12 protein-coding genes and 1 pseudogene are annotated in these 23780 nt (G+C 72.6%); 4 read left to right on the top strand and 9 right to left on the bottom strand.

All coding sequences use genetic code 11. The annotated features are described in order from the left end of the window. Positions 1-72: helix-turn-helix domain-containing protein (locus ABZ570_RS16575; protein ID WP_358063596.1), on the bottom strand; the 72-nt coding region annotated here is incomplete at its 3' end. Between the two features lie 65 nt (positions 73-137). Here ABZ570_RS16575 and ABZ570_RS16580 point away from each other — a divergent pair. From ABZ570_RS16580 to ABZ570_RS16595, 4 genes are all read left to right on the top strand, one after another. After that, positions 138-1514 carry a nitric oxide synthase oxygenase gene (locus ABZ570_RS16580; protein WP_358063478.1) on the top strand — a complete coding sequence of 459 codons (1377 nt, stop codon included), beginning with the start codon at positions 138-140 and terminating at the stop codon, positions 1512-1514. A gap of 101 nt (positions 1515-1615) precedes the next feature. Beyond that, entirely contained in the window at positions 1616-3091 is a 1476-nt protein-coding gene (locus ABZ570_RS16585) for an FAD-dependent oxidoreductase (protein WP_358063481.1), read from the top strand. Positions 3092-3096: 5 nt separating this feature from the next. Continuing rightward, positions 3097-3468, top strand: coding sequence for a VOC family protein (locus ABZ570_RS16590; RefSeq protein ID WP_358063484.1), 372 nt, complete (start codon positions 3097-3099; stop codon positions 3466-3468). Between the two features lie 25 nt (positions 3469-3493). After that, positions 3494-5146, top strand: coding sequence for an alpha/beta fold hydrolase (locus ABZ570_RS16595; protein WP_358063487.1), 1653 nt, complete (start codon positions 3494-3496; stop codon positions 5144-5146). A gap of 48 nt (positions 5147-5194) precedes the next feature. Here ABZ570_RS16595 and ABZ570_RS16600 read toward each other — a convergent pair. The 8 genes and pseudogenes from ABZ570_RS16600 to ABZ570_RS16635 form a co-directional block, all read right to left on the bottom strand. Next, a pseudogene (locus ABZ570_RS16600) lies at positions 5195-5504 on the bottom strand (transposase); the annotation flags it as partial. Positions 5505-5596: 92 nt separating this feature from the next. Then, positions 5597-7102: an APC family permease gene (locus ABZ570_RS16605; RefSeq protein WP_358063490.1), complete on the bottom strand. Its 1506-nt coding sequence runs from the start codon at positions 7100-7102 to the stop codon at positions 5597-5599. Next, the gene (locus ABZ570_RS16610; RefSeq protein ID WP_358063493.1) at positions 7092-12590 is read right to left on the bottom strand and encodes an SDR family NAD(P)-dependent oxidoreductase; all 5499 of its coding nucleotides are present in this window, start codon (positions 12588-12590) and stop codon (positions 7092-7094) included. The genes ABZ570_RS16605 and ABZ570_RS16610 overlap by 11 nt, the downstream gene beginning before the upstream one ends. Next, positions 12568-14250: a fatty acyl-AMP ligase gene (locus tag ABZ570_RS16615; protein WP_358063496.1), complete on the bottom strand. Its 1683-nt coding sequence runs from the start codon at positions 14248-14250 to the stop codon at positions 12568-12570. Before ABZ570_RS16615 ends, ABZ570_RS16610 begins: the two co-directional genes overlap by 23 nt. After that, the gene (locus tag ABZ570_RS16620; RefSeq protein WP_358063499.1) at positions 14243-15526 is read right to left on the bottom strand and encodes an LLM class flavin-dependent oxidoreductase; all 1284 of its coding nucleotides are present in this window, start codon (positions 15524-15526) and stop codon (positions 14243-14245) included. The genes ABZ570_RS16615 and ABZ570_RS16620 overlap by 8 nt, the downstream gene beginning before the upstream one ends. Positions 15527-15536: 10 nt before the next feature. After that, the gene (locus tag ABZ570_RS16625; RefSeq protein WP_358063502.1) at positions 15537-18923 is read right to left on the bottom strand and encodes an amino acid adenylation domain-containing protein; all 3387 of its coding nucleotides are present in this window, start codon (positions 18921-18923) and stop codon (positions 15537-15539) included. A 47-nt stretch (positions 18924-18970) separates the two neighbouring features. Continuing rightward, positions 18971-19183, bottom strand: a complete 213-nt coding sequence (locus ABZ570_RS16630; RefSeq protein ID WP_358063505.1) for an MbtH family NRPS accessory protein — start codon at positions 19181-19183, stop codon at positions 18971-18973. 102 nt (positions 19184-19285) lie between these two features. Then, positions 19286-23764 (bottom strand): amino acid adenylation domain-containing protein, encoded by a 4479-nt coding sequence (locus tag ABZ570_RS16635; RefSeq protein ID WP_358063508.1) that lies wholly within the window; start codon positions 23762-23764, stop codon positions 19286-19288. Positions 23765-23780 lie beyond the last annotated feature (16 nt).

A 23780-nucleotide genomic window follows, 5' to 3' on the forward strand; every position in this document is an offset into this window, starting at 1 on the left:
GGCAAGCTCGGCTGCCTGCTCCCGGCTCGGGTAGAAGCGGTACTTGAACCCCCGCTTCACAGCCCTGGACACGCCTCACATGATAGCGGCGTAACAAGTGAACCTTGCGGTGGGGTACGGGTAGACGCCAATCCGCCTTGGCAGCGGATCGGCTTTACCTGCCCTGCTCCGCAGGGATTCCGTTTCCTCCCCGGCCTGAAGGCCGGAGTATCCACGGAAGGAATCTGATGACCGCTGCACGCCACTCGATCTGGGTGGTGCCGTCACCGGCACGTCAGGCCCGGCTCGCCGCCGTGCCCGTCACCGCTGAGCCGGGCCTGGACCTGGCCGAGGTGGAGGACTTCATCCGCCAGCACCACCGGGAGCAGCCTCAGCCGATGTCCGTGCAGCAGCGCCTTATGGAGGTACGGGCGCAGATCGGGGCTACCGGCACATACGTGCACACTGCCGCGGAACTGGCCTTCGGCGCCCGCGTCGCCTGGCGCAACAGCGCGGCCTGCATCGGCCGGCTGTACTGGCGCAGTCTCACCGTGATCGACGCCCGCCACCTCGAGGACGCGGACGAGGTGGCCGCCGCCTGCGTCGCGCACGTGCGGGCTGCCACCAACGGTGGCCGGATCCGCCCGACGATCACCATTTTCGCCCCCGACCGTCCCGGTCGCCGCGGCCCGCGCATCCACAACAGCCAGCTGATCCGGTACGCCGGCTACCGGCTGGGCGACGGACGGGTACTGGGCGATCCGCAGAACACGGAGCTGACCGATGCCGCTCTGGCACGCGGTTGGCAGCCGCCGCGGCCGCGCGGCCGCTTCGACGTGCTGCCGCTCATCGTGACCGGAGGCGGCGGCGACACGCTGGTGGAGCTGCCACCGGACGCCGTCCTGGAGGTGCCGCTGCGCCACCCCGACATCCCCGGGCTGGTCGATCTCGGCCTGCGCTGGCACGCGTTGCCGGTGATCAGCAACATGCGCCTGCGCATCGGCGGGATAGAGTACGGCGCGGCGCCGTTCAACGGCTGGTACATGGGCACCGAGATCGGCGCCCGCAACCTCGCCGACCGCGACCGCTATGACATGCTGCCGCAGATCGCGCGCCTGCTCGACCTGGACATGTCCGACGAGGCGACGCTCTGGCGGGACCGGGCCCTGGTCGAGCTCAACCGGGCGGTGCTGTGGTCCTTCCGCCGTGATGGGGTCACCATCACCGACCACCACACCGAGTCCCAACGTTTCCTGACCCACCTCAAGCGGGAGGAAAAGGCTGGTCGCAGCTGCCCGGCGGATTGGAGCTGGATAGTCCCGCCGATGTCCGGCGCATTAACGCCGGTCTTTCACCGCTATTACGACACCGCCAATCAGCTGCCCAACTTCCTACCGCCGCAGGGCCCGATGCGCTGCCCGTTCACGACCACTAAGGACAGCTTTTCGGCCCGCCCCGAGCAGGCGACGTTGGCGCCCGCGGTCAGCCTTTCGGCGCACCGGCGAGCCAGCCGGAACGCCCCGAAAGATGGCTGACAGAAACCGACCATCGGTACGCCGGACACCGTAGTTTCTCCTCCATCGGATCGGGGCCGTCTCCGACAGCCGCGGCCCATTTCCTGTCGAGGAGACGAATCATGGGCGTTGGACAAGAATTCGACGTGGTCATCGTCGGCAATGGCGTCATCGGCTTGTCGATCGCGTATCAACTGGCCAAACGGGCGCCGGATCAGCGGATCGCGGTGATCGGTCCGCAGCAGCGCGCCGGAGCCGCGTCCATGGCCGCCGGAGCCATGCTGAACACGTTCGGTGAGATCACCAAGTACACCCTGCTCTCGCCAGCGAGCCAGGCCAAGTTCCAGCTGTGCCGGGAGGCGCTCGACGCCTGGCCCGCCTGGCTGGCGGAGCTCAAGGACGATTCCGGGCACCAGCGGGTCGACGCGTCGCTCAGCTCCGGGACCACCGTGCTGCTCAACGCCAAGTCGGGCCACCTCGACGACGAGAACTTCGCGGCCCTGGTCGCCGCGGTGGACAAGTTCGGCGAACCGCACGAGGAGATCGGCGCCGAGGACGTACCCGGCCTCGACCCGCTCGCCGAGGCCCGGCCACTGCGCGCCCTGCACCTGCCCCGCGAGGGCGCCATCGACTCGCGCGCCGTGGTGGCGGCGCTGGCGGACGCCGCCGCCCGGTTCGGGGTGCGGTTCATCGACGCCGAGATCGACGGCGTGCAGGTCACGGCGGGCCGGGTGACCGGGGTCCGGCTGGGCGACGGCGGCAGCCTCACGGGCGGGACGATCCTGCTGGCCGCCGGCGCGTTCACCGGCCGCCTCCTCGACTGCCTGGAGCCGGGCAGCGTACCGGCCATGTTCGCCGGCAAGGGCATCGCGGTGCAGACAGTCCGCCGCGCGGGGCCGGGCTTCCAGCACGTCGTACGCACGCCGAACCGCTCCGGCTCGTGCGGCCTGCACCTGATCCCCCTCGGCGACGGCGTCGAGTACCTGGGGGCCACGAACCTGCTGTTCGACGACCCCGCGACGGTTCCGGACGTCGGCATGAGCGAGTTCCTGGTGCAGGTGGCGCGCGAGCAACTCGACCACAAGATCTTCTACGCGGACGTCCAGCAGTGGCTAGTCGGCAACCGGCCGGTGGCGCTGGACGGCTTCCCCCTGATCGGCCGTACCTCCGTCGACGGGCTCCTGGTGGTCACCGGCACCTACCGCGACGGCTTCCACTGCTCACCGGTCATCGCCCGGCTGGTCGTCGACGACCTGCTGGGAGCCGGGTCGCTGGCCGAGGCGCTGCCGCACTTCGCGCCGGAGCGTGCGCCGATCGAGTCGATGACCCCGGAAGAGGCGATCAAGGAATTCGCCTTCCACGGCGTCTCCGCCTCGATCGAGGCCGGCCTGCGGCTACCGTCGCACACCGACACCTCCGTGCTGGAGGTGTTCTACCGCCAGGCCGCGCAGCGCTTCTACGACATCGTCCCGCACCCGATCGGGCTCAGCCCCGAGGTCCTGCTCGGCACGGTGTTCAGTGAGAACCTGCCCGAGCACCGCATCGTCCGTTACCTGGACGCCGCGTACCGGCACCACGCCGGCGCCGGCCGGAGGTGAGCGGGATGCCAGCACACGGCAGCGTCAACTGGTTCAACATCCGCACGCCCGACCGGGCCGCCACCCTGGCCTTCTGCGGCGCCCTGTTCGGCTGGCGCTTCGAGGAGTTCACACCGTCCGAGGCGGTGGCCGGGGCGACGGTGTGGCGGGACGGCGAGGAGATCGGCCTGATCACCGATGCGCCCGAGCCGGGCGGCTCCCCCACCACCGTGCTCTACGTACAGGTCGACGACCTGCGGGGCACCGTGGAGCGGGCCCGGGACCTGGGCGCCAAGGTCCTCGTCGAACCGGTCTTCGTGGACGACGAGACCGGCGCATTCGCCGACCTGGCGGATCCGGCCGGCGTGACCATCGGGGTCTGGAGCATCGGCCTCTGAGCCAGGAACAGGACTGGAGGTTCTGGTGCAGACCCTGACGAGCGACGAACCGGTCCTGACCAATCCGGCGTCGGTACCCCGATGCCGGCGGTGGCGGGTCATCGCCGCCGCGGCGGCCGCGCTGGCCCTGGCCGGCGCGGCCGTTCTCGCGACGGCACTCGGCGCGCAGCAGCGTGGCGGTGTCCCGCACCGCGAGGTGGTGCTGGACGGGCGGATCCCGGCCACCGTCTACGTGCCCGGCCGGGTACCGGGCCTGACCGCCAGCGCGGTCGACCTGCCGCCACCGGTTGCCGACCGCCTACCGCCGGCGGTCGTGCTGGCGCACGGACATTCCGCCGACCGCTCGACGATGAGCTGGCTGGCGCGGCGGATCGCACGGGCCGGGTACGTCGTTGTCACGTTCGACTTCCGCGGCCACGGCGGCAACCGTACGCCACACGAGCCGCACGGCTTCGACGGCCGGCGCGACGACCTGCGCACCGTGTACGACTGGACGGCGGCCCTGCCGTACGTCGACTCCCAGCGGATCGTCGTGGCCGGGCACTCGATGGGCGCGGCGGCCGTCGTCGACTTCGCCACCCAGGACGCACGGCCGGCGGCTACGGTGGCGCTGGGTGGCTCGGTCGCCACGGTGGTCGGTTCGGTGCGTCCTCGCAATCCTCTCTTCCTGGTGGCGGCCTGGGACGGGCAGGTGGTGCGGGACGAGGCGGCCGCGACAGCCGGCGAGTTCCTCGGCCGCACGGTCCCGTTCGGCGGCCGGTACGGCAACCACGCCGACGGCTCAGCGGTGGGACTGCTCGAGGTGGCCGGTGCCGACCACGTGACCATGCTGTACGCCGACGACAGCGCCCGGTTGATCGTCGACTGGCTGCGCGCCTCGGTCGGGCCAGGCACCACCGTGGCCACCCCCACCGATCACCGGCTGGCGCTGGCGGGGGGCTATCTGCTGTGCGTGGCCGTGCTGCTGGTGCTGCTGGGCGCCTGGGCCGGCCGGCTCGCCGGACCGGCCGAAGCGCCCGAACCCGCCGGCCGGTGGGCGTTCGCACTGGTCGCGGCCGCCACGGTGGCGCCGCTGCCGCTGCTGAGCTGGGGTGATCCCGGGCAGTTGCTGGGGCTGGAGGCCGGCGGCGCCCTGGTGGTCCTGCTGGCGGCGGCGGGGCTGCTGCTCCTCGCGCTGCGCCGCAGTCCGGCCGCACGCCGTCGGCTCCGGCTGCCGCAACCGCGCCCGGTCGGGCCGGCCGGCGTGGCCCGCCTGCTCGTGCCGGGCGCGGTCGCGGTGGGCGGTGTCCTGCTGCTGCTCGGCCCGCTCGGGCCGGTGGCACACACCTTCGTGCCGACGCCGCCGCGGATCGTGGCCGCCCTCGCCTCGGCCCTGCTGCTGCTGCCCTTCTTCGCGGGGTTGGAGGAGCTGCTGCGGCACGGTTCCCCGGCGGCCGCCGCGGCGCGTTCCCTGGCGGCCCGGCTGGTGGTCCTCGCGGTGGTGATGGCCGGCGTCGTCCTCGGTGTCCTCCCCGGCATGCTGGGCATCTACCTGCTCGTGCTGGTACCGCTGTTCGTGCTGCTGGAACTGGTGGCGGCGGGCGTCTACGCGACCAGCCGGGACCACCGGTTGTCCGCGCTCGCGCAGTCCGCGGTGATCGGCTGGATGCTCGCTCTGCTGTCGCCCACCTTCTGGTGAGATCTCAAGAGCGCCTGGTTAGGCCCTGTCCTGCCGATCATGTGAATGCACGCTGATCGTCCACTGCACCGGTGTCCCGTCGTCGTGAACCTGCGCCGCGGCGAAGATCTGATCCCAGGTGCCGTCCGGCGGTCCAGCGGCGCAACCGCTCGTGGCAGGTCTTCCACGGCCCGTACCGTTCCGGCAGGTCACGCCACGGCGCACCCGTGCGCAGCTTCCACAAGATCCCATTGATGACCTGACGGTGATCCCGCCACCGCCCCCACGTACCACCCGGCTCAGGAAGCAGCGGCGCGATCACCGCCCACGCCTCGTCGGTCAGTTCACCACGACGTACCACCGGCACATCGTCAACGATCAACCACTACAAGATCGGCAGGACACGCCCTAGCCGCACGGGCCGCCCCCGCACTTTCGGGGGCGGCCCGTTGCCGCGCGACCGCGGTACCGTCAGCGGAGATCGGACGTCGAGGGTGTGCCGCGGGTCGAGGCCATGGCCAATCCATCCCGCTCGGCGTCGAAGAGCCGGATTCCCTCGCCCCGGCGGCGCATCCGGACGGCGCGCGCGGCACCGGCGGCGAAACCAGCCGCCAGCGGCGCCAGTACCAGTGTGTTGCCGAGTGGGCCGAGGCCGGTCAGCACGTCCATCTGCGTGACGATCAGCGCCAACACCGCGCTGAGCAGGACCGCCGCAGCGGCCGGCGCCACGGTGCGCTGCCAGCGGGTCTCGCCGGTGCCAGACCGGCCCAGGAAGCGGATCACCGCGATGCTGGTGAGCACCTCCAGGGCGATCACGCCCACCAGCGTCGGGGTGTTCGTCCACACGATGATCTGCGTGTACGGGTCCAGTGAGGTGAACCCGAACACCACCAGGATGCCGAGTACCAGGGTGGTGTGCACCACCCCGGCGACGCTGGGCGTACGGGTCGCCGGGTGGACCCGGGCGAACGCCGCCGGCAGCACCTTTTCCCGGCCCAGCGAGAACAGGTAGCGCGTACCCACGTTGTGTGGTGCCAGCACGCCGGCGATGAAGCTGGTCACCACCAGGATCCGCATCATCGCGGTGAGCGCCTCGCCCAGGTAGTCGGTGGACAGCGTGAACATCAGCTCGGCCGGATCGCCCGACAGCAGGCTGTCCAGCCGGGACGGCCCGGCCGCCATCAGGATGATCCACGAGATGAACGAGAACACCAGGGTAAGTACCGCCAGCGCGGCATAGGTGGCGCGCGGCACCGTGCGCCGCGGATCGCGGGCCTCCTCGCCGTACACCGCGGTCTGCTCGAAGCCGGTGTACATGACGAAGGTGAACACGAACAGCACACCGACCGTCGGGGTGAGCAGGTTCCACGGGTTGAAGCTGTGGAAGGAGAGCCCCTCGTGTCCGCCGGTGAACAGTACCGCGATCGCGAGCACGAACAGCACCCCGAGTTCGAGGACCAGCAGCAGGCCCAACACCCGGGCGCCGACGGTCACCTTGAAGAACGCGAGCACGGCGACCAGCACACCGACGGCCAGCGCGGACACCTGCCACGGCACCCGCACCCCGGCGATCTCCTGCAGCATCAGCGAGCTGAAGACGCCGGACGCGGCGACGAACCCGACCTGGCCGAGCGCGTACGCCACGTAGGCCATGACCGCGGCGCCGACCCCGGCGACCGGTCCGAGTCCCGCGTTGACGTACGCGTAGAACGCGCCGCTGTTGCGCACATGCCGGCTCATCGCGGTGAAACCGACCGCGAACAACGCGTAGACGGCCCCGGCGATCAGGTAGCCGGCCGGAACGACGATGCCGCTGAACAGGAAGGCGAGCGCCACGAAACCGGCCATGCCGGTCAGCGGCGCGGCAGCCGAAACGACGAAGAAGACCAGATGTTTGGCACCCACCGCGTTCGGACGTAGCCCGGGGCCGGCGCTCGCGGCCGGCTGCTGCGTTACGGGCCGGACGTCAGATGTCATGGTTGTCTCCCCTCTCGGACTGTGCCAGCAGCCGTGCCGCCTCTTCGTCGCTGAGGTCGTCCAGGCGGGCGAGAACCTCCGCCTCGGCGAGGGCGGCGAGGTTGGCCACGGTCAGGGCGGCGAATCCGTCCTCGGGCCGGATCTGGACGCCCAGGACGCGGTTGACCTCGACGAGGATCTGGTTGGCCATCACCGAGTCGCCACCGATTTCGAAGAACGGGTCGTGCACGCCGATCTGCTCGATGCCGGTGGAATTCTGGATGATAACGGCGATGCGTTCCTCGACGTCGGTGCGTGGGGCCACGTACGGCACGGCCAGGTCCGGGCGCGTGGACCGTGGCGTGCCCACCGTGCGCAGCGTCTCGCCTTGCTCGGTGGTCACCTCGGCGAGGAAGCCACGGCCGTGGTCCGAGGGGTAGAACGAGGTCAGGTCCGCGATGTCGAACGGGAGCAGGACCGGCTGCACGGCAGGCCCGGCGGCCAGCGACTCGAACGCGGCCAGGCCGTCCACCGGCTCGATGACGCTGGCCGCCGTCCGCAACTCGTGGTCGAGGCCGGCGTCCCGGTCCACGGCCATGCCGGCTTGGCCCCACGGCCCCCAGTCGATCGCCACGGCGTGGCGGCCGAGTGCCCGCCGGTGGTGGGCCAGCGCGTCGAGGCAGGCGTTGGCCGCGGCGTAGTTGGCCTGGCCGGGCGAGCCGAGCACGCCGGCGGCGCTGGCGAACAGCACGAACCAGTCGAGCGGGTCTGCGCTGGTCAGCTCATGCAGGTACCAGGCGCCGTCCACCTTCGGCGCCAGCACCGTACGCACCGCCGCACCGCCCATGTCCAGGAGCGCGGCGTTGTCGAGCACACCGGCCGCATGCACCACGCCGCGCAGCGGCCTGCCCGCGGCCCGCGCCCGGTCGAGTGCGGCGGCCAGGGCGGCGCGGTCGGCCACGTCGGCCGCGACCACCTGCACGTCGGGGCAGCGTTCGCGCAGCTCCGGCGGCACCGCGGCGGCGCGGCGGGCGACCAGGACGATCCGTCCGGCACCCCGCTGCGCCAGGCGCACGGCGACCTGTCGGCCCAGCGCGCCGGTACCCCCGGTGATCACGTATGTGCCGTTCGGGTCGACCGGCACCGTCGCGGGCAACGGCACGGGGGTCTGCGCAAGCCGCCGCACGTAGCGGGTCGTGCCCCGGTAGCCGGCGTCGGCGTCGCTGCCGGCGGTACGCAACTCGGCGCGGATCGCGGTGACGGGATCGCCAGCCGGGTCGACGTCGAGGCAACCGGCCTCGAGCCGCGGATGCTCCAGCGGGAGGGTCTTGACCAGCCCCCACACCGCGGCGGCGGCCGGATCGGTCACCGTCCGGCCGGCAACCGGCTGGGCGCCGGCGGTGACGAACAGCAGGCGGGGCTGGGCCACGTCGAAGGTGGCGGCGTGCACCAGGTGCAGCGCCGACTCCACGGCGCCGGCGGCGTCGGCGCTGCCCGCCCCGAGCAGGTGCACCACGGCCGACAGGGTCGGGCCCAGCTGCCGGAGAAGCAGCCGGTACTGCGCGGCGTCGAGCGGGTCGATCCGCAGCTGCCCGCCGCCGGTGAGGACCGGGGCGCCGGGCGCCGCGGTGCACACCGTGGCACCGGCGTCGGCGAGGCGCCGGGCCAGCGCGGCGCCCAGGCCGTCCGGGGGCGCGAGGACCAGCCACGGACCGGGCGGTTCGGGCCGGGCGGCCTCGGGGGCCTGCTGCCGCCAGGGCAGGTCGTAGGCGTAGAGGCGCCGCGGCGGTGGGGTGCCCGGGCCCAGCGGCCGCAGCCGCAGGCCGCGGATCCGGGCGACCGGGTCACCGTCGTCGGTGAGCAGGGCGAAATCGGCGAGCAGGCCGTCGGGGCCAGCTTGTCGGACCTCGACGTGCGCCCACCGGGCGTCCCGGGGTGGCCCCCACCAGGCGAGCTCGTCGGCGCCGGTGGGGACGATCGGGCCGCCGGTCGTGTCCGCGGCCGTGCCGGTCGCCGCGATCGCGTGGAAAGCGGCATCCCACAGGCGGATCCGGTCGGCGTGCTCGTCGCCATCCGGCAGCGCCAGCTGAGCCAGCGCCGCATGATCACCGGCCCGCACCTCGCGGACGGCGCGCAGGGACGGGCCGTACCGCAGACCGCGGTCGGCCAGGGCGGCGTACAGCGCCGGGCCGGCGACCACGTTCGGGCAACGGGCGGCCACCTCGGTCAGGTCGGTCCGTGCCGGCGGGTCGGCTGCGGGCGCCAGCCGGGCGCGGGCGTGCACCTGCCAGTCGGTGCCGGCGGTACGGGCGTGCACGACCGCCTCCCGCCGGTCGCCGTTCTCGGTCACCGTGCACTGGAGGCGTACGCCCACGTCGTCCACCGGCAGGGGCCGCACGATGGTGACCGCGGCCGGGGCCAGGCCGCGGGGGGACAGGCTCTCTGCGGCGGCGGCGAACACCTCGAGGTAGCCGGCCGCCGGCAGGATTACGGCGTCGTTCACCCGGTGGTCGGCGAGCCACGACCGTCCGGTCACGCGCAGGTCGTTCTGCCAGACCCGGTGACCGGCGTCGGCCAGGTCGATCGGGGCGCCGAGCAGGCCCGCGGCGGCCGGTGCGGCGGCCGCGGCCGGTGCGGCCTGGGCCCAGTACCGCTGGTGGTCCCAGGCGTGGGTAGGCGCCCACGTCACTCGGCGGGGTCCGCGGTACACGTGCCGCCAGTTGACGGGCGCGCCGAGGCGCCACAGCTCACCCGCGGTCCGGAGCAACGCGGCGTGCTGGGCTGTCTCACCTCTGATGGTGCTGAGTGCGGTGACATTGGTGCCCTCGATGATCCGCCGCAGCGAGCCCTGCAAGACCGCCCGCGGCCCGATCTCGACCAGCACGGTCACGCCGACGGCCAGCATCGACGACACCGCGTCGGCGAACCGCACCGGACCGCGCACGCCGCGGCCCCAGTAGCCCGCGTCGAGTTTGTCGCCGGCGACCGGCCCGCCGGTGACCGTGGAGTGGAAGCTCACCTCGCCGGCGGCCGGGCGCAGATCGCCGATGTCGGCGGTGAACCGGTCCGCCGCCTCGTCCATCAGTCGACTGTGGAATCCGTAGCGGACCGGCAGCACGGTGACCGGCACGGACTGCTCGCGCAGCTCGGCGGCGGTGGCCTCGAGATCGGCGACCGGCCCGGAGAGCACGGTGACGGCGGGGGCGTTGACCGCGGCCGTGTCCAGCCGGTCGCCGTATCGCCGGACCGCGTCCGCCTCGGTGAGGCCGACGGCGGCCATCGCGCCGGGCGGGGCGCTGGCCATCGCGGCGCCGCGCCGGGCGGCCAGCCGCAGCGCGTCAGCCTCGGTGATGATGCCGGCGACCGCGGCGGCGGTCAGTTCGCCGACGCTGTGCCCGACAACGGCCACCGGCCGGACGCCGAGCGAGCGCCAGACCCGGGCCAGGGCGAGCTGGACGGCCACGATGAGCACCTGCGCGACCGCCGTGTCGTCGACGTCCACGTCGCAGCGGCCGCTGAGCACCTCCTCGATGCGGAAGCCGGGCAGCTGCCCGACCATCTCGTCGCAGCGGCGCACCGCCGACCTGAAGAGCGGGTCGGCGTGGTACAGCTCGGTGCCCATCCCGGCCCACTGGCTGCCCTGGCCGGCGAAGACGAAGCCCACCGCCGGTGCGGCGGGCGGCGTCTTCGCCGGAGCCGACGTCTGCAGCGTGACGGCCAACTGCCGGGCCTGTTCGCCGATCGCCTCTGGGCGGTCGGCGAGGAGCACGGCCCGGTACGGGCGATGCGCCGTGCGGGCCAGCGCCATGGTGGCGGCGACGGCTGTGGCGTCGGCGGGGTCCGCACCGGCCAGCCGGTCGGCGAGGTTGGCGGCCAGCCGCTGGAGCCCGTCGCGGCTGCGCGCGCTCAACGGCACCGGCAGCGGCCCGTCCTCTGGGCGTACCTGAGCACCGGTTGCCCGCCCAGGTGCCCCGGCGGGCACCGCGGTGGCCGAGGCCGGTGGCGCGGCGAGCACCACGTGCGCGTTGGTGCCGCCGAACCCGAAGGCGCTGACCCCGGCGCAGCGTCCAAGATCGGGCCACGGTTCCGGCCGGGTCACCACGTTCAGGCGAAGATCCTCTAACGCTATGGTGCCGTTCGGCTGCGTGAAGTGCAGGCTCGGTGGGATCACCCCGTGGTGGACGGCCAGCACCGTCTTGATCAGCCCCGCGATGCCGGCTGCGGCTTCCAGATGGCCGATGTTGCTCTTCACCGAGCCGATCAGGCACGGTTCGATCGGGCCTTCGCCGACGGACCGGACGGCGGCCAGCGACCGGGCCTCGATCGGATCACCGAGCGGGGTGCCGGTGCCGTGGCACTCGACGTAACGGGCCTCACGCGGGGTGCGACCGGCATCGGCGTACGCCCGGGCGAGCACCGCCCGTTGTGCGCCGGGATTCGGGGCGGTGAGGCCGTTGGAGGCGCCGTCGGAGTTGATCGCGGAGCCCTCGATGACCGCATAGATCCGGTCGCCGGCGGCCTGGGCGTCGGCGAGCCGTTTGAGCACCAGCACACCGCAGCCCTCGCCGCGGCCGTACCCATCGGCGGAAGCGGCGAAGGGTTTGCACCTCCCGTCGGCGGCCAGCATTCCGGCGTGGTCGAGGCCGCCGGACAACCGGGGGTCGAGCAGCAGGTTGACGCCGCCGGCCACGGCCCGGTCGCAGTCGCCGGAGCGCAGCGCGCGCACCGCGAGGTGGACGGCGACCAGGGAGGACGAGCAGGCCGTGTCGACGGCCAGGCTGGGGCCGCGCCAATCGAAGGCGTAGGAGATGCGGTTGGCGGCGACGGCGGTGGAGTTGCCGGTGGCCGCGAACCGGCCCAGCTCACCAGCGAGCACCTGGCGGGAGTAGTCCGCGGTGGAGATACCGACGAACACACCGGTCGCCGAGGCCCGCAGTTTCCTGGGCAGTTCGCCGGCGTCCTCGAGTGCCTCCCAGGTGACCTCCAGCAGCATCCGCTGCTGGGGGTCCATCTGTTCCGCCTCTTCGGCGGAGATCCGGAAGAACGGCGCGTCGAAGCGGGTCACGTCCGGCAGGAAGCCGCCCGGCCGCGGCCACCGGCCGCGGCCGTCGGGCGCGGGCCCGACCGCGTCCAGCCCGTCGAGCAACAGCCGCCAGAAGGCACGGGCGTCCGGGGCACCGGGCATCCGACAGGCCAGACCGACCACCGCCACCGCGGTGCCAGGGGTGGCGGCGGTGGTGGTGGGTTCGGTAGCCGGGACGCGCTCCAGGTGGGCGGCGAGGGCGCGCAGCGTGGGGTGCTCGAACAGCACGGCTACGTCGACCGGGTGGCCCAGTTCCTCGCGCAGGCCGTCGGCCAGCGCGGCGACCCGGACCGAGTCCAGTCCGTTGCCGGCGAACGTCTCGTCCGGATCGATCTCGCCGGGCTCTCGGCCGGTCAGATCGGCGATCGCCCGGATCATCCGGCCGAGCAGGCCGTCCGGAGGGTCAGCGGGCCGGGGCGGGAACATCGATCGCCTCCGTCTCGTCGGCGTTGCTGCGGAACAGGACCTCCAACTCGCCGGCGAGCAGGGCGTCGCGGGTGGCGGAGCGGCGCAGCTTGCCGCTGGAGGTCTTGCGGATGCTGCGGGGTGGCACCAGGACCACGTCGGCGGGCACCTGGTGGTGGGTCAGCAGCGCGCTCTGCACGGCGAGGGCCAGCCGGCGCAGCGTGGCGGGGTCGAGGGTGGCGGCCTCCTGGATCACGGTGACTCGCTCACCGTCGGGTCCGTCCAGCGCCACGGCCACCCCGCCGCTGGCGCGCAACCGCTTGTCGACGTCCTGCACGGTCCGCTCCAGGTCGTGCGGGTGGACGTTGCGGCCACGCACCACGAGCAGGTCGGTGAGCCGGCCGGTGACGAACAGCCGACCGTCGATGACCACGCCCTGGTCGCCGGTGCGTAAAAAGCCGCCACCGTGGCCGGCCAGGGTGGCACCGAAGGCAGCGGCGGTCGCCTCTGGCTGACCCCAGTAGCCGTCGCTGAGGCTCGGCCCGCGGAACCAGACCTCACCGGGCGTACCATCCGGAACCGGCTGCCCGTCCGGGCCCACGATGTGCACGTCGTGGCCGGGCGGGAAGCCGCCCGAGGTCACTCGCCCGCCGTCCAGGCGCTCGTCCGCCGCGGTGGCGGGCCGGTCGCCGCGTCGGTCGCCGGAGATCAGCAGGGTGGCCTCGGCCATGCCGTAGCAGCCACGGAGCGTGCCCGGCCGCAACCCGGCGGGCGCGAACGAGCGCTCGAACTCGCTCATCACCGCGGCGCTGATCGGCTCGGCCCCGTTGAACGCGACCTCCCAGCTGCTCAGGTCCAGCCCGGTGGCCGCGGCCGCCCGCCGGACGCAGACCTGGTAGCCGAAGCTGGGTGCGCCGCTGATCGTGGCGCCGACCCGGGTGATCAGTTCCAGCCAGCGCAGCGGCCGGTGCAGGAAATGCAGCGGGGACATCAAATAGGCGGGCATCCGCCGGTACAGCGGGTAGAGCAGGGTGCCGATCAGGCCCATGTCGTGGTACATCGGCAGCCACGACACGACGGTGCCGGTGGCGGGTCGGCAGACGAACCAGTCCAGCGACTCCAGGTTGGCCAGCAGGTGCGCGTGGCGCAGCACCACGCCCTTCGGGATGCCGGTCGAGCCGGAGGTGTACTGCAACAGGGCCAGATCGTGGGGGCGTACGTCGGTAGCCGTCAGGTCGTCGGGATCCTCGGCGGTGGCCGCGGCGATCGACAGCCACGGCGGGCCCGGCGCCGGTGCGTCCACCGCGCCGAACCCGACCGTGGCGGGACCGGCCAGAATCAGCTCCGCGCCGCAGTCGGCGGCGACCCGATGGAGGTTCGCCAGTCCCGGGGCCGGCCGGGCCGGTGCGGGTGGATAGACCGGGACGGCGGCCACCCCGGCCAGTTGGCAGCCGAAGAACGCGGTCACGAAGTCCAGACCCGCCTCGAACACCAGCAACACCCGGCCGCCGGGCGCGACAACCCGGCCGACCAGCGCCGCGACGCGCGCAGCAGCACGTTCCAGCTCACCCCAGGTCAACGTACGCAGGTCGGTCTCGCCGTCGGCGAGGAAGCCGTAGCCGACGGCGTCCGGATCCCGCTCGGCTGCCACGCGCAGCAGGCCGGCGACGGTGTCAGCCACGGCTGTCTCCGCTGGCACCGCCGACGTGCAGGCGCCAGAGCGAGGCAGCGTCGAGGGCGCGCTGCCCGCCCACCTGGGTGCCGGTCACCCCCTCGCGTTCCCACAGCCGTGGGTAGGCCTCGACGACCGGTGGCTCAATCTCCTCCGGGGGCACCACGTTGGCCATCGCGGCCTCGATGTACGGAGCCAGTCGCGCCTGCTTTTTGGCCTGCCGGACCGCGTGCCGTTCGGCGAACTCGGGCAGCACCTCGCGGCCGAAGAGATCGAGCGACTCGCAGATGTGTTCGTGCTCGTACCGGCCGCCCTGCTGCAGCAGGATGACCTGGTCGACACCGGCGTCCTCCAGTTCGCGAAAGTGTTCGCGGGCGCCGGCCGGGTCGTTCACCGCGCCCAGGCCCGCCATCGGCTCTGGCCGCGTTCGCTGGAACTCCTCCCACAGCGACGTCCGGCCGGGTACGTGCGCACCGAACCGGTAGTAGTGGGCCAGCGCCCACTTGAAGAACTGCTGCCCCTCCAGTCCGCGTTCGCGGGCCACGTCGGCATCGCGGTGCAGCATGAGACCGGCGAGCATGGCGACGTTGGGGTTGACGGTCTGCCCGATGGGCCGGCATTCCCGTTCGAACGTCTCGTAGTACTCGTTGACCCAGAATCGGGCCTCGCCGGCGTCCATGAAGGAGAAGGTCAGGGCGCCGAGGCCGAGCCGGGCGGCCATCTTCAGCGTCTCCCGGTTGGTGCACGCGACCCACAGCGGGGGATGCGGGCCTTGCACCGGCTTGGGCACGACGTTGCGCGGGGGCATGGAGAAGTAGCGGCCGCGGTGGCCGGGGTACGGCTCGGACGCCATCATCAGCGTGGCCTGCCGTAGGCCCTCCGCCCACATCGCCCGCTTCTCGATGTAGTTGGCGCGAAAGCCCTCCAGCTCCAGCCGGGAGCTGGACTCGCCGGTGCCCCATTCGACCCTGCCGCCGCTGACCAGGTCCAACATGCCGATGCGTTCGGCCACGCGGGCCGGATGGTTGTAGGCCGGGGCCATCAGCGTGATGCCGTGGCCGAGTCTCATCCGGGTGGTGCGTTGGCTGACCGCAGCGAGGAACACCTCGGGTGCGGTGGAGTGCGAGTACTCCTCGAGGAAGTGGTGCTCCTGGGCCCAGGCGTACTCGATGCCGGCCCGCTCTCCTGCCTCCGCCCAGTGCAGGGCGTTGCGGACCAGTTCTTGCTCGCTGTCCGGCCGCCACGGCCTGGGCAGCTGGAGCTCGAAGAACATTCCGAACTGCATCAGCGGCTCCTCAGTGTGCGGGTGCCTGCGGGTCGTGAGCCCGCTCGGCGATGAGCTGGGACAGCAGTTGATCGACCTGGTCGCCGGGCAGCGCGTCGACGATCCGCCGCAGCGCGACCTGACGGTCGGCGAGCTGGGCCCGGCGGTCGATGCCGGCCTCGATGAGCTTCGCCAGGTGCTCGACCGTCGGGGTGTCGAACAGCTTCTGCAGCACGATCTCGACGTCGTACCGCTCCTGCAAGCGCACCACGAGCTGGGCGGCGCGGATGGAGTGCCCGCCGAGTTCGAAGAAGTCGTCGGTGACGCCGACGCGATCCAGCTGCAGCAGTTCCCCGACGCACTCGGCGATCTCGCGTTCGAGCTGGGTGCGCGGCGCCACGTACGGGTGCTCGGCCCGGCGGACGTTGCCCGCTGGCCGGGGCAGCGCCACGCGGTCGACCTTGCCGGTGCCGGTGCGGGGCAGCTCCGGCAGGACCACCAAGCGGTCCGGCACCAGGTACGACGGCAGCAGCTGACGCAGGTGCCGGCGCACGGTCGGCACCAGGTCGCTGTCCGGGTCACCGGGCCGACCACGGCGTACTAGGTATCCGACGAGCAGCTGGCTGTCGGGATCGGCCGGATCCTGGTGTACCGCCGCGGCGCACTCGGCGATCGCGGGGTGCCGTTCGGCGGCGGACTCCACGGCGCCCAGTTCCACCCGGTGGCCGCGGACCTTGACCTGCCCGTCGCGGCGGCCGGCGAACTGCAGGGTGCCGTCGCCGCGCCGGCGGGCGTAGTCACCGGTGCGGTACAGCCGGCCGCCCGGCTGCGCGCTGAACGGGTCGGGCACGAACCGGTCCGCGGTGAGTGCGGGCTGGCCGAGGTAGCCGCGGCCGACCGCGGCGCCGCCGAGGCAGATCTCACCCACCGCGCCGGCGGGGACCGGCCGCAGGTCCTCGTCGAGCAGGTGACAGGTGGTGTTGCGGATGGGGTCGCCAAGGGGTACGGGCTGTCCGGGACGCAACCGGGCGACCAGGGACCAGATGCTCGCCTCGGTCGGCCCGTACTGGGTGAAGGCGGCTTCCTGGGTCGTTGCGAGGTAGTGGGCCAGCACTTCGCTGACGGGCTCGCCGCCGACCATGGCGCGCACGCGTACCTGCTGCGGCGACCGGCGCAGCAGGTGCCACACGGTGGCGGTGGCCGAGAGCGCGGTCACGCCGCCGCGGTGCAGGGCGGCCGCCAGGGCGGAGCCGTCGGCGGTATCCTCGGCGGCGATGAGATGGACGGTCCCGCCGGCGGCGAGCGGGCCGAACAGCTCGACGATCGAGGCGTCGAAGGCCGGCGAGGCGATCGCGCCGAGCACCGTGTGCTCGTCGAAGCCGTGCTCGTCAACCAGGGAGAAGGCGTGGTTGACCGCCGATCGGTGGCTGATGACGACGCCTTTCGGTTCTCCGGTGGAGCCGGAGGTGAAGACCAGATAGGCGGCGCTGTCGGGGTCCACGGCGGGCAGGCGATTCTCGAGCCCGGCGGTGCCGGACGCGGGATCGCCGGACGCAGGATCGCCACCGGCGCGCAGTAGGTGCGCGACGGTGACGTTGTCGGCTGCCAGCCGGTCGGCGAGGTCGTCGCCGCAGATGAGCACTCGGGCGCCGCTGCGCTGGAGCACCTCGGCGAGCCGGTCCGGCCCATGTGCCGGATCGACCGGGGTGTAGCAGGCGCCGGCGCGCATGACGGCGAGGGCGGTGACGACCAGGTCGGTGCAGCGCGGCAGAGCGGCGATCACTGGTTCCTCGGGGCCGACGCCGAGCGCACGCAGGCGGGCGGCGATCCGGGCCGAACGGGCGGCGAGGGCGGCGTACGTCAGGACGGTTCCCTCGGCGGTGACGGCGGGTGCCTCGGGCCGGCGCGCGGCGCTGCGCAGGACCAGGCCGGGCAGCGTCTCCTCGGGTGTGGTCCGGTGCGGGCCGGCCGACCAGCGGGCCAGCAGGGCGCGTTCCCGGGGTCCGGCGGCCGCAACCTCGACCAGCGGGGCGTCCGGTGCGGTGAGCACGGCACGCAGAGTGCTGGTGATCCGCTCGGCGATGTGTCGGGCGGTGCCGCTGTCGAACAGGTCGGTGCGGAACACCAGCCCGCCGTGCAGTGCCGGAGCCTCCGACAGGTGCAGTTCCAGGTCGGCGCGAGCGGTGCGCCAGCCAAGCGGAACGGCCTCGGCGGTCGTGCCGCCGAAGGTGACGGCCGGGACTGGGGGTTGCAGGACGAACAGGACGTTCAGCGGGCCGGAGTGGGCGGCGGAGCGGGACAGGTGCAACTCCTCGACAACCCGGTCGAACGGTGCGCGCTGGTGGGCCAGTGCCCCCAGCACGGTCTCGCGGACGGCGCCGAGCAACCCGCGGAACGTGCTCCCGGAGGGTGCCGGGGTGCGCAGCGCCACGGTGTTGGTGAAGTTGCCGATGAGGTCGTGGACCTCGGGCCGCTGCCGGCCGGCGACCGCCCCGCCCACGGCAATGTCGGGGTCACCGGTGATGGCGTGCAGGACGGCGGTGAAGGCCGCCTGCAGGACCATGTACACGGTGACGTTCTCGGCGCGTGCGAACCGCCGGATCGCCTCGTCGTCGGCGGCGGTGAGGCCGAGCTCGCACCAGTCGCCTGCGCCGGTGGGCTCGGCCGCGTGGGGCCGATCCGTCGGGAGGGCCAGCGGTCGCAGCCCGGCCAGCCGCTGACGCCAGTAGGCAAGGTCCTCGCCGTGGTCCCGGCTCTGCTCCCAGGTGGCCACGTCGGCGTAGCGGACGGGCAGGGCCGGTAGCGCGGCCGGGACCCCGGCGAGGCGGGCGGTGTAGCAGGTGGACAGCTCACGCAGCGCGACGGCGAGGGCCCAGCCGTCAGCAATGAGGTGGTGCACGACCAGGACGAGCACGTCGCGGCGGCTGGTGCGACAGAGCACCAACCGGGCGAGCGGGCCGGCGGCCACGTCCATCGGGGTGTCGGCGACCGTACGGGCGTACGCCACCGCGGCGGCGAGGTCGTCACCGCCTTCCCGGTCGCGGTGGTCGACCAGTTCCAGCGTCGGCGCCGCCCCGTCCCGCAGCACCTGCACCGGTTCGCCGTCGACCGTGTGCACCACCGTACGCAGGATGTCGTGCCGGGCGACCAGGTCGGCCAGCGCGGCCCGCAGCACCTCGGCGTCCAGGCGTCCGTTCAGCGCGAGGCAGTGCGCGAGGTTATTGGCGGCGGTGCCCGGCATGAGCTGCTCGGCGAACCAGAGGCGCCGCTGGGCTGCCGAGAGCGGGGCCGGTCCCGGTCCGGCCGGCGGGATCGCGGAGTCGACGGGCGGCAACCCGGCGGCCGCAGCGCCGGAACGCCACCGCCTCAGCAGCGCGGCCTTCGCCGCAGACAAGTCGGCCCGCTGGTCCGGGGACATGGCTCCTCCGTGGGTCGTGCGGACAGGGTGGCGGTCGGGGACCGCGGTCAGGAGGCCATGCGGCGCCGCAGCGACAGCGGTCGCATGTCGGTCCAGATCGACTCGATGTGGGCGAGGCAGTCCGCGCGCGGTCCCTGGAATCCCGTGGTACGCCACCCGGCGGGCGGGGTGCGGTCGGCGCGCCAGACGGAGTACTGCTCCTCGTCGTTGACGACGACGGCGTACCCGGCGATGTCGCTGTGGTCGGTGTTCTGGGTCATGACGTCCTCTCGGGCACTCGCGTCTCGGGTCGTTGCTTGGAGTTCCGCCGCCGCGGCGGCGTGCTTGCGCGACGCGGCGGCGGAAATCTGGGGCTGGGCCGGTCAGCGCCGGCGGGGGAAGCGGTCCGGCGGGTCGAGCTGGCCGTGGCGGACGAGGAAGTCGAGGCAGTCGTGCATGTACTTCTCGTCAAGCGGGGCCGGCTGGTACCCGGTGCCCTTGATGCCGTCGAGCAAGTTGATGCACTCGCTGCGGTTGTCGATCGCGTCCTCGGTCTCCATCGACATCTCCACCCCCGCGTCGCCGCTGGTGTAGAGCAGCAGCACCGGCACCATCGGGTAGACCGGGTGGTCGGGCCCCGCGTTGATGGCCAGTTGCACGGCCTCGTCGAAGGGCACCTCCTCGAACGGGTAGCCGTACGACCGGATCCAGGGGAACAGGGCGTTGTGTGGGATCGCCTCGGTGTTCCAGAGGTGATAGATGTTGCCCAGCGACTTCTCCTGGCGGGACACGTGCACCATGGCCGCGCTGGCGTAGTCGAGCGTGATCGCGTTCATCGACTCGCTGTAGTCGGGCAGCACGCCGAACTCCAGGAAGCCGCGCAGGGCGGTCAGCACATAGTTCTGGGCGTGGCAGGCGCCGGTCTTCGGATGGCCCATCATGATCGACGGTCGGTAGATGGTCACCGGCAGCCCGCGATCGCGCGCGTGCATGATGATCTTCTCGCTGACCCATTTGCTCTGCGGGTAGCTGAACGGCACCTGCGGCGGCCGGCTGGGCAGGGGCTGCTCGAGGAACGGGCGGGTCATGTGGGCGGCGATGAAGACATCGATGGTGGACACGAAGTGCACCTGCTTGACCTTGTACCGCGAGGCCAGGCGCAGCATCTCCACGGTGCCGTCCACGTTGGGCGCCTTGAGGGCCGAGTACGGCATCGAGAAGTTCACCAGCGCGCCGTTGTGGTAGATCGTGTCGATGATCCGGGCCATGTCCTCGAAGTCCGACGGCGAGAGACCGAGCAGCGGCTTGGCGAGATCACCGCAGACGGCGTGGACCCGCCGCTCGAACCGGTCGTCCCAGGGCACCTCGTAGTGCGCGCAGGCGTCGCGTAGCCGCTTCTTGCCGGCCGCCGGATCCTTCGCCCGTACCAGGCAGTAGATGTCGGCGGTGGTTTGCTCGACCAGTTGGTCGAGCAGGAACGCCCCGAAGTAGCCCGTGGCGCCGGTGAGGAACACCGCCTTGGGTGCGAAGAAGTCGGCGTGCGGCAGGTGCAGGCCGGTGATGATGGGATCGAGTTCGGCCTCGCGGTCCAGGTCGTCGGCCGCGTCGCGGGTGGCGCGCAGGCCTTCGAAGCCTTCTCGCTCGTACAGCTCGACTCGGGCGGCGACGCCGGCCACGGTGGGCGTGCTGAACATGGCGTGCAGCGGCAGTTCCAGGCCGTAGGCCTTGGACAGCCGGGCGCCGACCCGGGACAGTTGCAGCGAACTGCCGCCGTAGGAGAAGAAGTCGTCGTGCAGCCCGACGCGGGCGACGCCGAGCGCCTCGGCGAACACCTCGGCGATCTCCCGCTCCACCCGGCGGCGGGGCACCGCACCGGTGGGCAGGGCGGCCGGTGTGGGCACCGGATCGGGTAGGGCGGAGCGCAGCACCTTGCCGTGGGCGTTCACCGGGAACTCGGCGAGGGGCATGAAGTCGGCCGGCACCATGTAGTGCGGCAGCTGCCGTTCCAGGTGGGCGACGAGCTCGGTGTCGGCGGGCGTCTGGGCCGGATTGGCCGGCAGGTACCAGGCGACGAGGCGGTCCTCGCCGCTGGGGTGACGACGCACCCCCGCGACGGCACTGGTGACGCCCGGGTGGCGCTGCAGGGTGTTCTCGATCTCGCCGAGTTCGATACGGAAGCCACGGATCTTGACCTGGGTGTCGATCCGGCCGAGGAACTCCAGGGTGCCGTCGCTGTGGTAGCGGGCCAGGTCGCCGGTGCGGTAGAGCCGCCCGCCCGGGGTCGCGGAGAAGGCGTCGGGAATGAACCGGTCGGCGGTCGTGCCGGGCTGGCCGAGGTAGCCGCGGGCGAGGCCGTCCCCGGCCACGTAGATCTCGCCGGGCACTCCGATCGGCACCGGGTTGAGCTCGTCGTCGAGCAGATGGATGCGGGTGTTCTGGATCGGCCGACCGATCGGCACGCTTGCCCCGTCTTCGTCCGGGGTGGCCAGCTGGGCGGTCGCCCACACGGTGATCTCGGTCGGGCCGTAGTCGTTGTAGAGCTGCGTCCACGGCAGGGTGCGGTAGTGCTCGACGGCCAGTTCGGCGGGGAACACGTCGCCGCCGGCGGAGACGTCCTTGAGCGAGATCAGCTGCCGGCCGCCGGCGGTGAGCAGCAGCTGGTAGTACGAGGGCATGTGGGTGATGTGGGTGATCCGCTCGGCCTGCACCAGCCGGGCCAGCAGGGCCGGGTTGGCGACCTGCTCGTCGCTGGGCAGGACGATCCGGCCCCCGCTGATCAGCGTCCAGTAGAGACCGGCGGCGGAGGCGTCGAAGGACAGTGCGACCGGGATGGCGTACGACTCGGGGGCCTCGCGGCCGAAGGCGCTGCGGGCGAGGGTCGAGTTGACGATCTGCCGGTGCGGGACCACGACCCCCTTGGGCCGTCCGGTGGAGCCGGAGGTGTAGATGACGTAGGCGATGTTCTGCGGGTCGACCGGCACGGCAGGGTCGGTGTCCGGTTCGGCGAGCACCTCGTCGGCGTCGGCGCGGATCCATGGGTCGCAGGCCACCGGTTGCCGCACCATGTCCGCCTCGCTGGCGGCGACCACCACGGTGATCCCGGCGTCGGCCAGCACCGTACGGAGGCGTTCAGCGGGCTGTTCCGGGTCGATCGGCACGTAACCGCCGCCGGCCTTGAGCGCGGCGAGGAACGCGACCACCGTGCCGATCCGCCGGGTGGCGATGACGCCGACCAGCGACTCTGGCCCGACGCCCCGGCGGCGCAGGTGGTTGGCCAGCCGGTTGGCCCATCGGTCCAGCTCGGCGTACGTGAGCCGGTCGGTGCCGGACATCACCGCCAGCGCGTCGGGGGTACGGGCGACCTGCTCGGCGATGAGCTGGTGCAGGGTGGCCTCGCGCGGGAAGTCGGCCTCGGTGCGGTTCCACTCGGCGAGCCGGGCGAGCTCGCGGTCGGTGAGCATGCCCAGACCGGCGTGCCGTCGGTCCGGATCGGCGACGGCCTCGCCGAGCAGCGCGATCAGGTGGTCGAGCAGCAGGTCGATGGTCTCGGCGTCGAACAGTTCGGCGTTGTACACGCCGTGCAGCCGCAGCAAGCCATCGGCGCCCTCGCGCAAGTGAATGCTGAGGTCGAAGGCGGAGAGCCCGTCGTCAACGTCGGCCAACCGCCAGGTGGTGCCGCCGACGGTGCGGGTCTCGAACCGCGGCTCGCGGGCGACGAAACGCACCTGGTGCAGCGGCGAGCGGCTGAAGTCCGCCTCCGGGGTCAGCCGGGCCACGAGTTCCTCGAACGGCAGGTGCTGGTGGGCCGTGGCCTGGGACCAGCCGGCCTGCACCCGGCGGACCAGGGCCCGGAAGGTTTCGTCCGGCTTCAGCTCGGTACGCAGCACGACCGTGTTCTCCAGCGGGGCCAGCACGTCGGCCAGGCGGCTCTCGAATCGGCCGTCCACGGGCAGGCCGATGGCGATGTCGCGCTCCCGGGTGTACCGGTTGAGGGTGACGATCAGCCCGGCCAGCACGACGGCGGCCAGCGTGGCGTCCTCCTGCTCGGCGACGGCGCGGGCCGGCGCGGCCAGAGCCGGGTCGATTGGCCGGCTGCGGCGAGAGCCGCGCAGCGACGGCATCCGGTCGACGGGGCGGGCGTGGTCGGTGGGCAGGTCGAGGACGGGCACCCCGGCCAGCCGCTTGGTCCAGAACTCGATCTCGCGGCGGGCGGCCGGAGACTTCAGGAACGCCCGGCGCCGGTCGGTGACCTCGGCGAGGCCGATGGAGGCGCGGGGGAAGCTGGGGGCAGCTCCGGCGGTGAACGCCTCGTACGCGCTGACCAACTGGTCGAGCAGGCGGTCGGCGGCCACCTCGTCGCCGACCATCTGGTGGACGGTGAGCACGAGCTCGTGGTGATCGGGCGCCCGGCGGATCGCGGCGACGCGCAGCAGCGGCGCCTTCGCCAGGTCGAAGGGGCGGCCGGCCTCGCGGATCCGGGCGCGGGCGACGCCCTCCTCCGGTGGCTCGCCCGCGGCGGGCTCCACCAACAGCACTTCAGGTTGCACGGCATCGGGATCCGCGACGGCGGCGACCGGCCGCCCCTCGACCGACACGTAGCCGGTGCGCAGCTCGTCGTGGGCGGCGACCAGCGCCGCGGCGGCCTGCTCGAGCCGATCCAGGTCGAGCGGCCCGGTCACGTCGACGATCCGGACCACGTGCGTGGGGATCTGCGTGGACACCTGGTTGAGGACCCAGAACCGGCGCTGTGACTGCAGGAGGCGCTCACGGTCGCGATCACCGTCACTGCCCAGCAACTGTGCCAGCAGGCTGCGCTTCTCCTCGTCCGATAGTTGTCCTACCTGTTCGGGGGCAATGGACACCGCTTACCTACCTTCC

The sequence above is a fragment of the Micromonospora sp. NPDC007271 genome (assembly GCF_040634005.1).
Taxonomy (GTDB): Bacteria; Actinomycetota; Actinomycetes; order Mycobacteriales; family Micromonosporaceae; genus Micromonospora.

Excerpts from the sequence above, each read along its gene's own strand:
- ABZ570_RS16620 (WP_358063499.1), bottom strand. The coding sequence starts at position 15,526 with ATGCAGTTCGGAATGTTCTTCGAGCTCCAGCTGCCCAGGCCGTGGCGG.
- ABZ570_RS16585 (WP_358063481.1), top strand. The coding sequence starts at position 1,616 with ATGGGCGTTGGACAAGAATTCGACGTGGTCATCGTCGGCAATGGCGTC.
- ABZ570_RS16605 (WP_358063490.1), bottom strand. The coding sequence starts at position 7,102 with ATGACATCTGACGTCCGGCCCGTAACGCAGCAGCCGGCCGCGAGCGCC.
- ABZ570_RS16625 (WP_358063502.1), bottom strand. The coding sequence starts at position 18,923 with ATGTCCCCGGACCAGCGGGCCGACTTGTCTGCGGCGAAGGCCGCGCTG.
- ABZ570_RS16630 (WP_358063505.1), bottom strand. The coding sequence starts at position 19,183 with ATGACCCAGAACACCGACCACAGCGACATCGCCGGGTACGCCGTCGTC.
- ABZ570_RS16590 (WP_358063484.1), top strand. The coding sequence starts at position 3,097 with ATGCCAGCACACGGCAGCGTCAACTGGTTCAACATCCGCACGCCCGAC.
- ABZ570_RS16610 (WP_358063493.1), bottom strand. The coding sequence starts at position 12,590 with ATGTTCCCGCCCCGGCCCGCTGACCCTCCGGACGGCCTGCTCGGCCGG.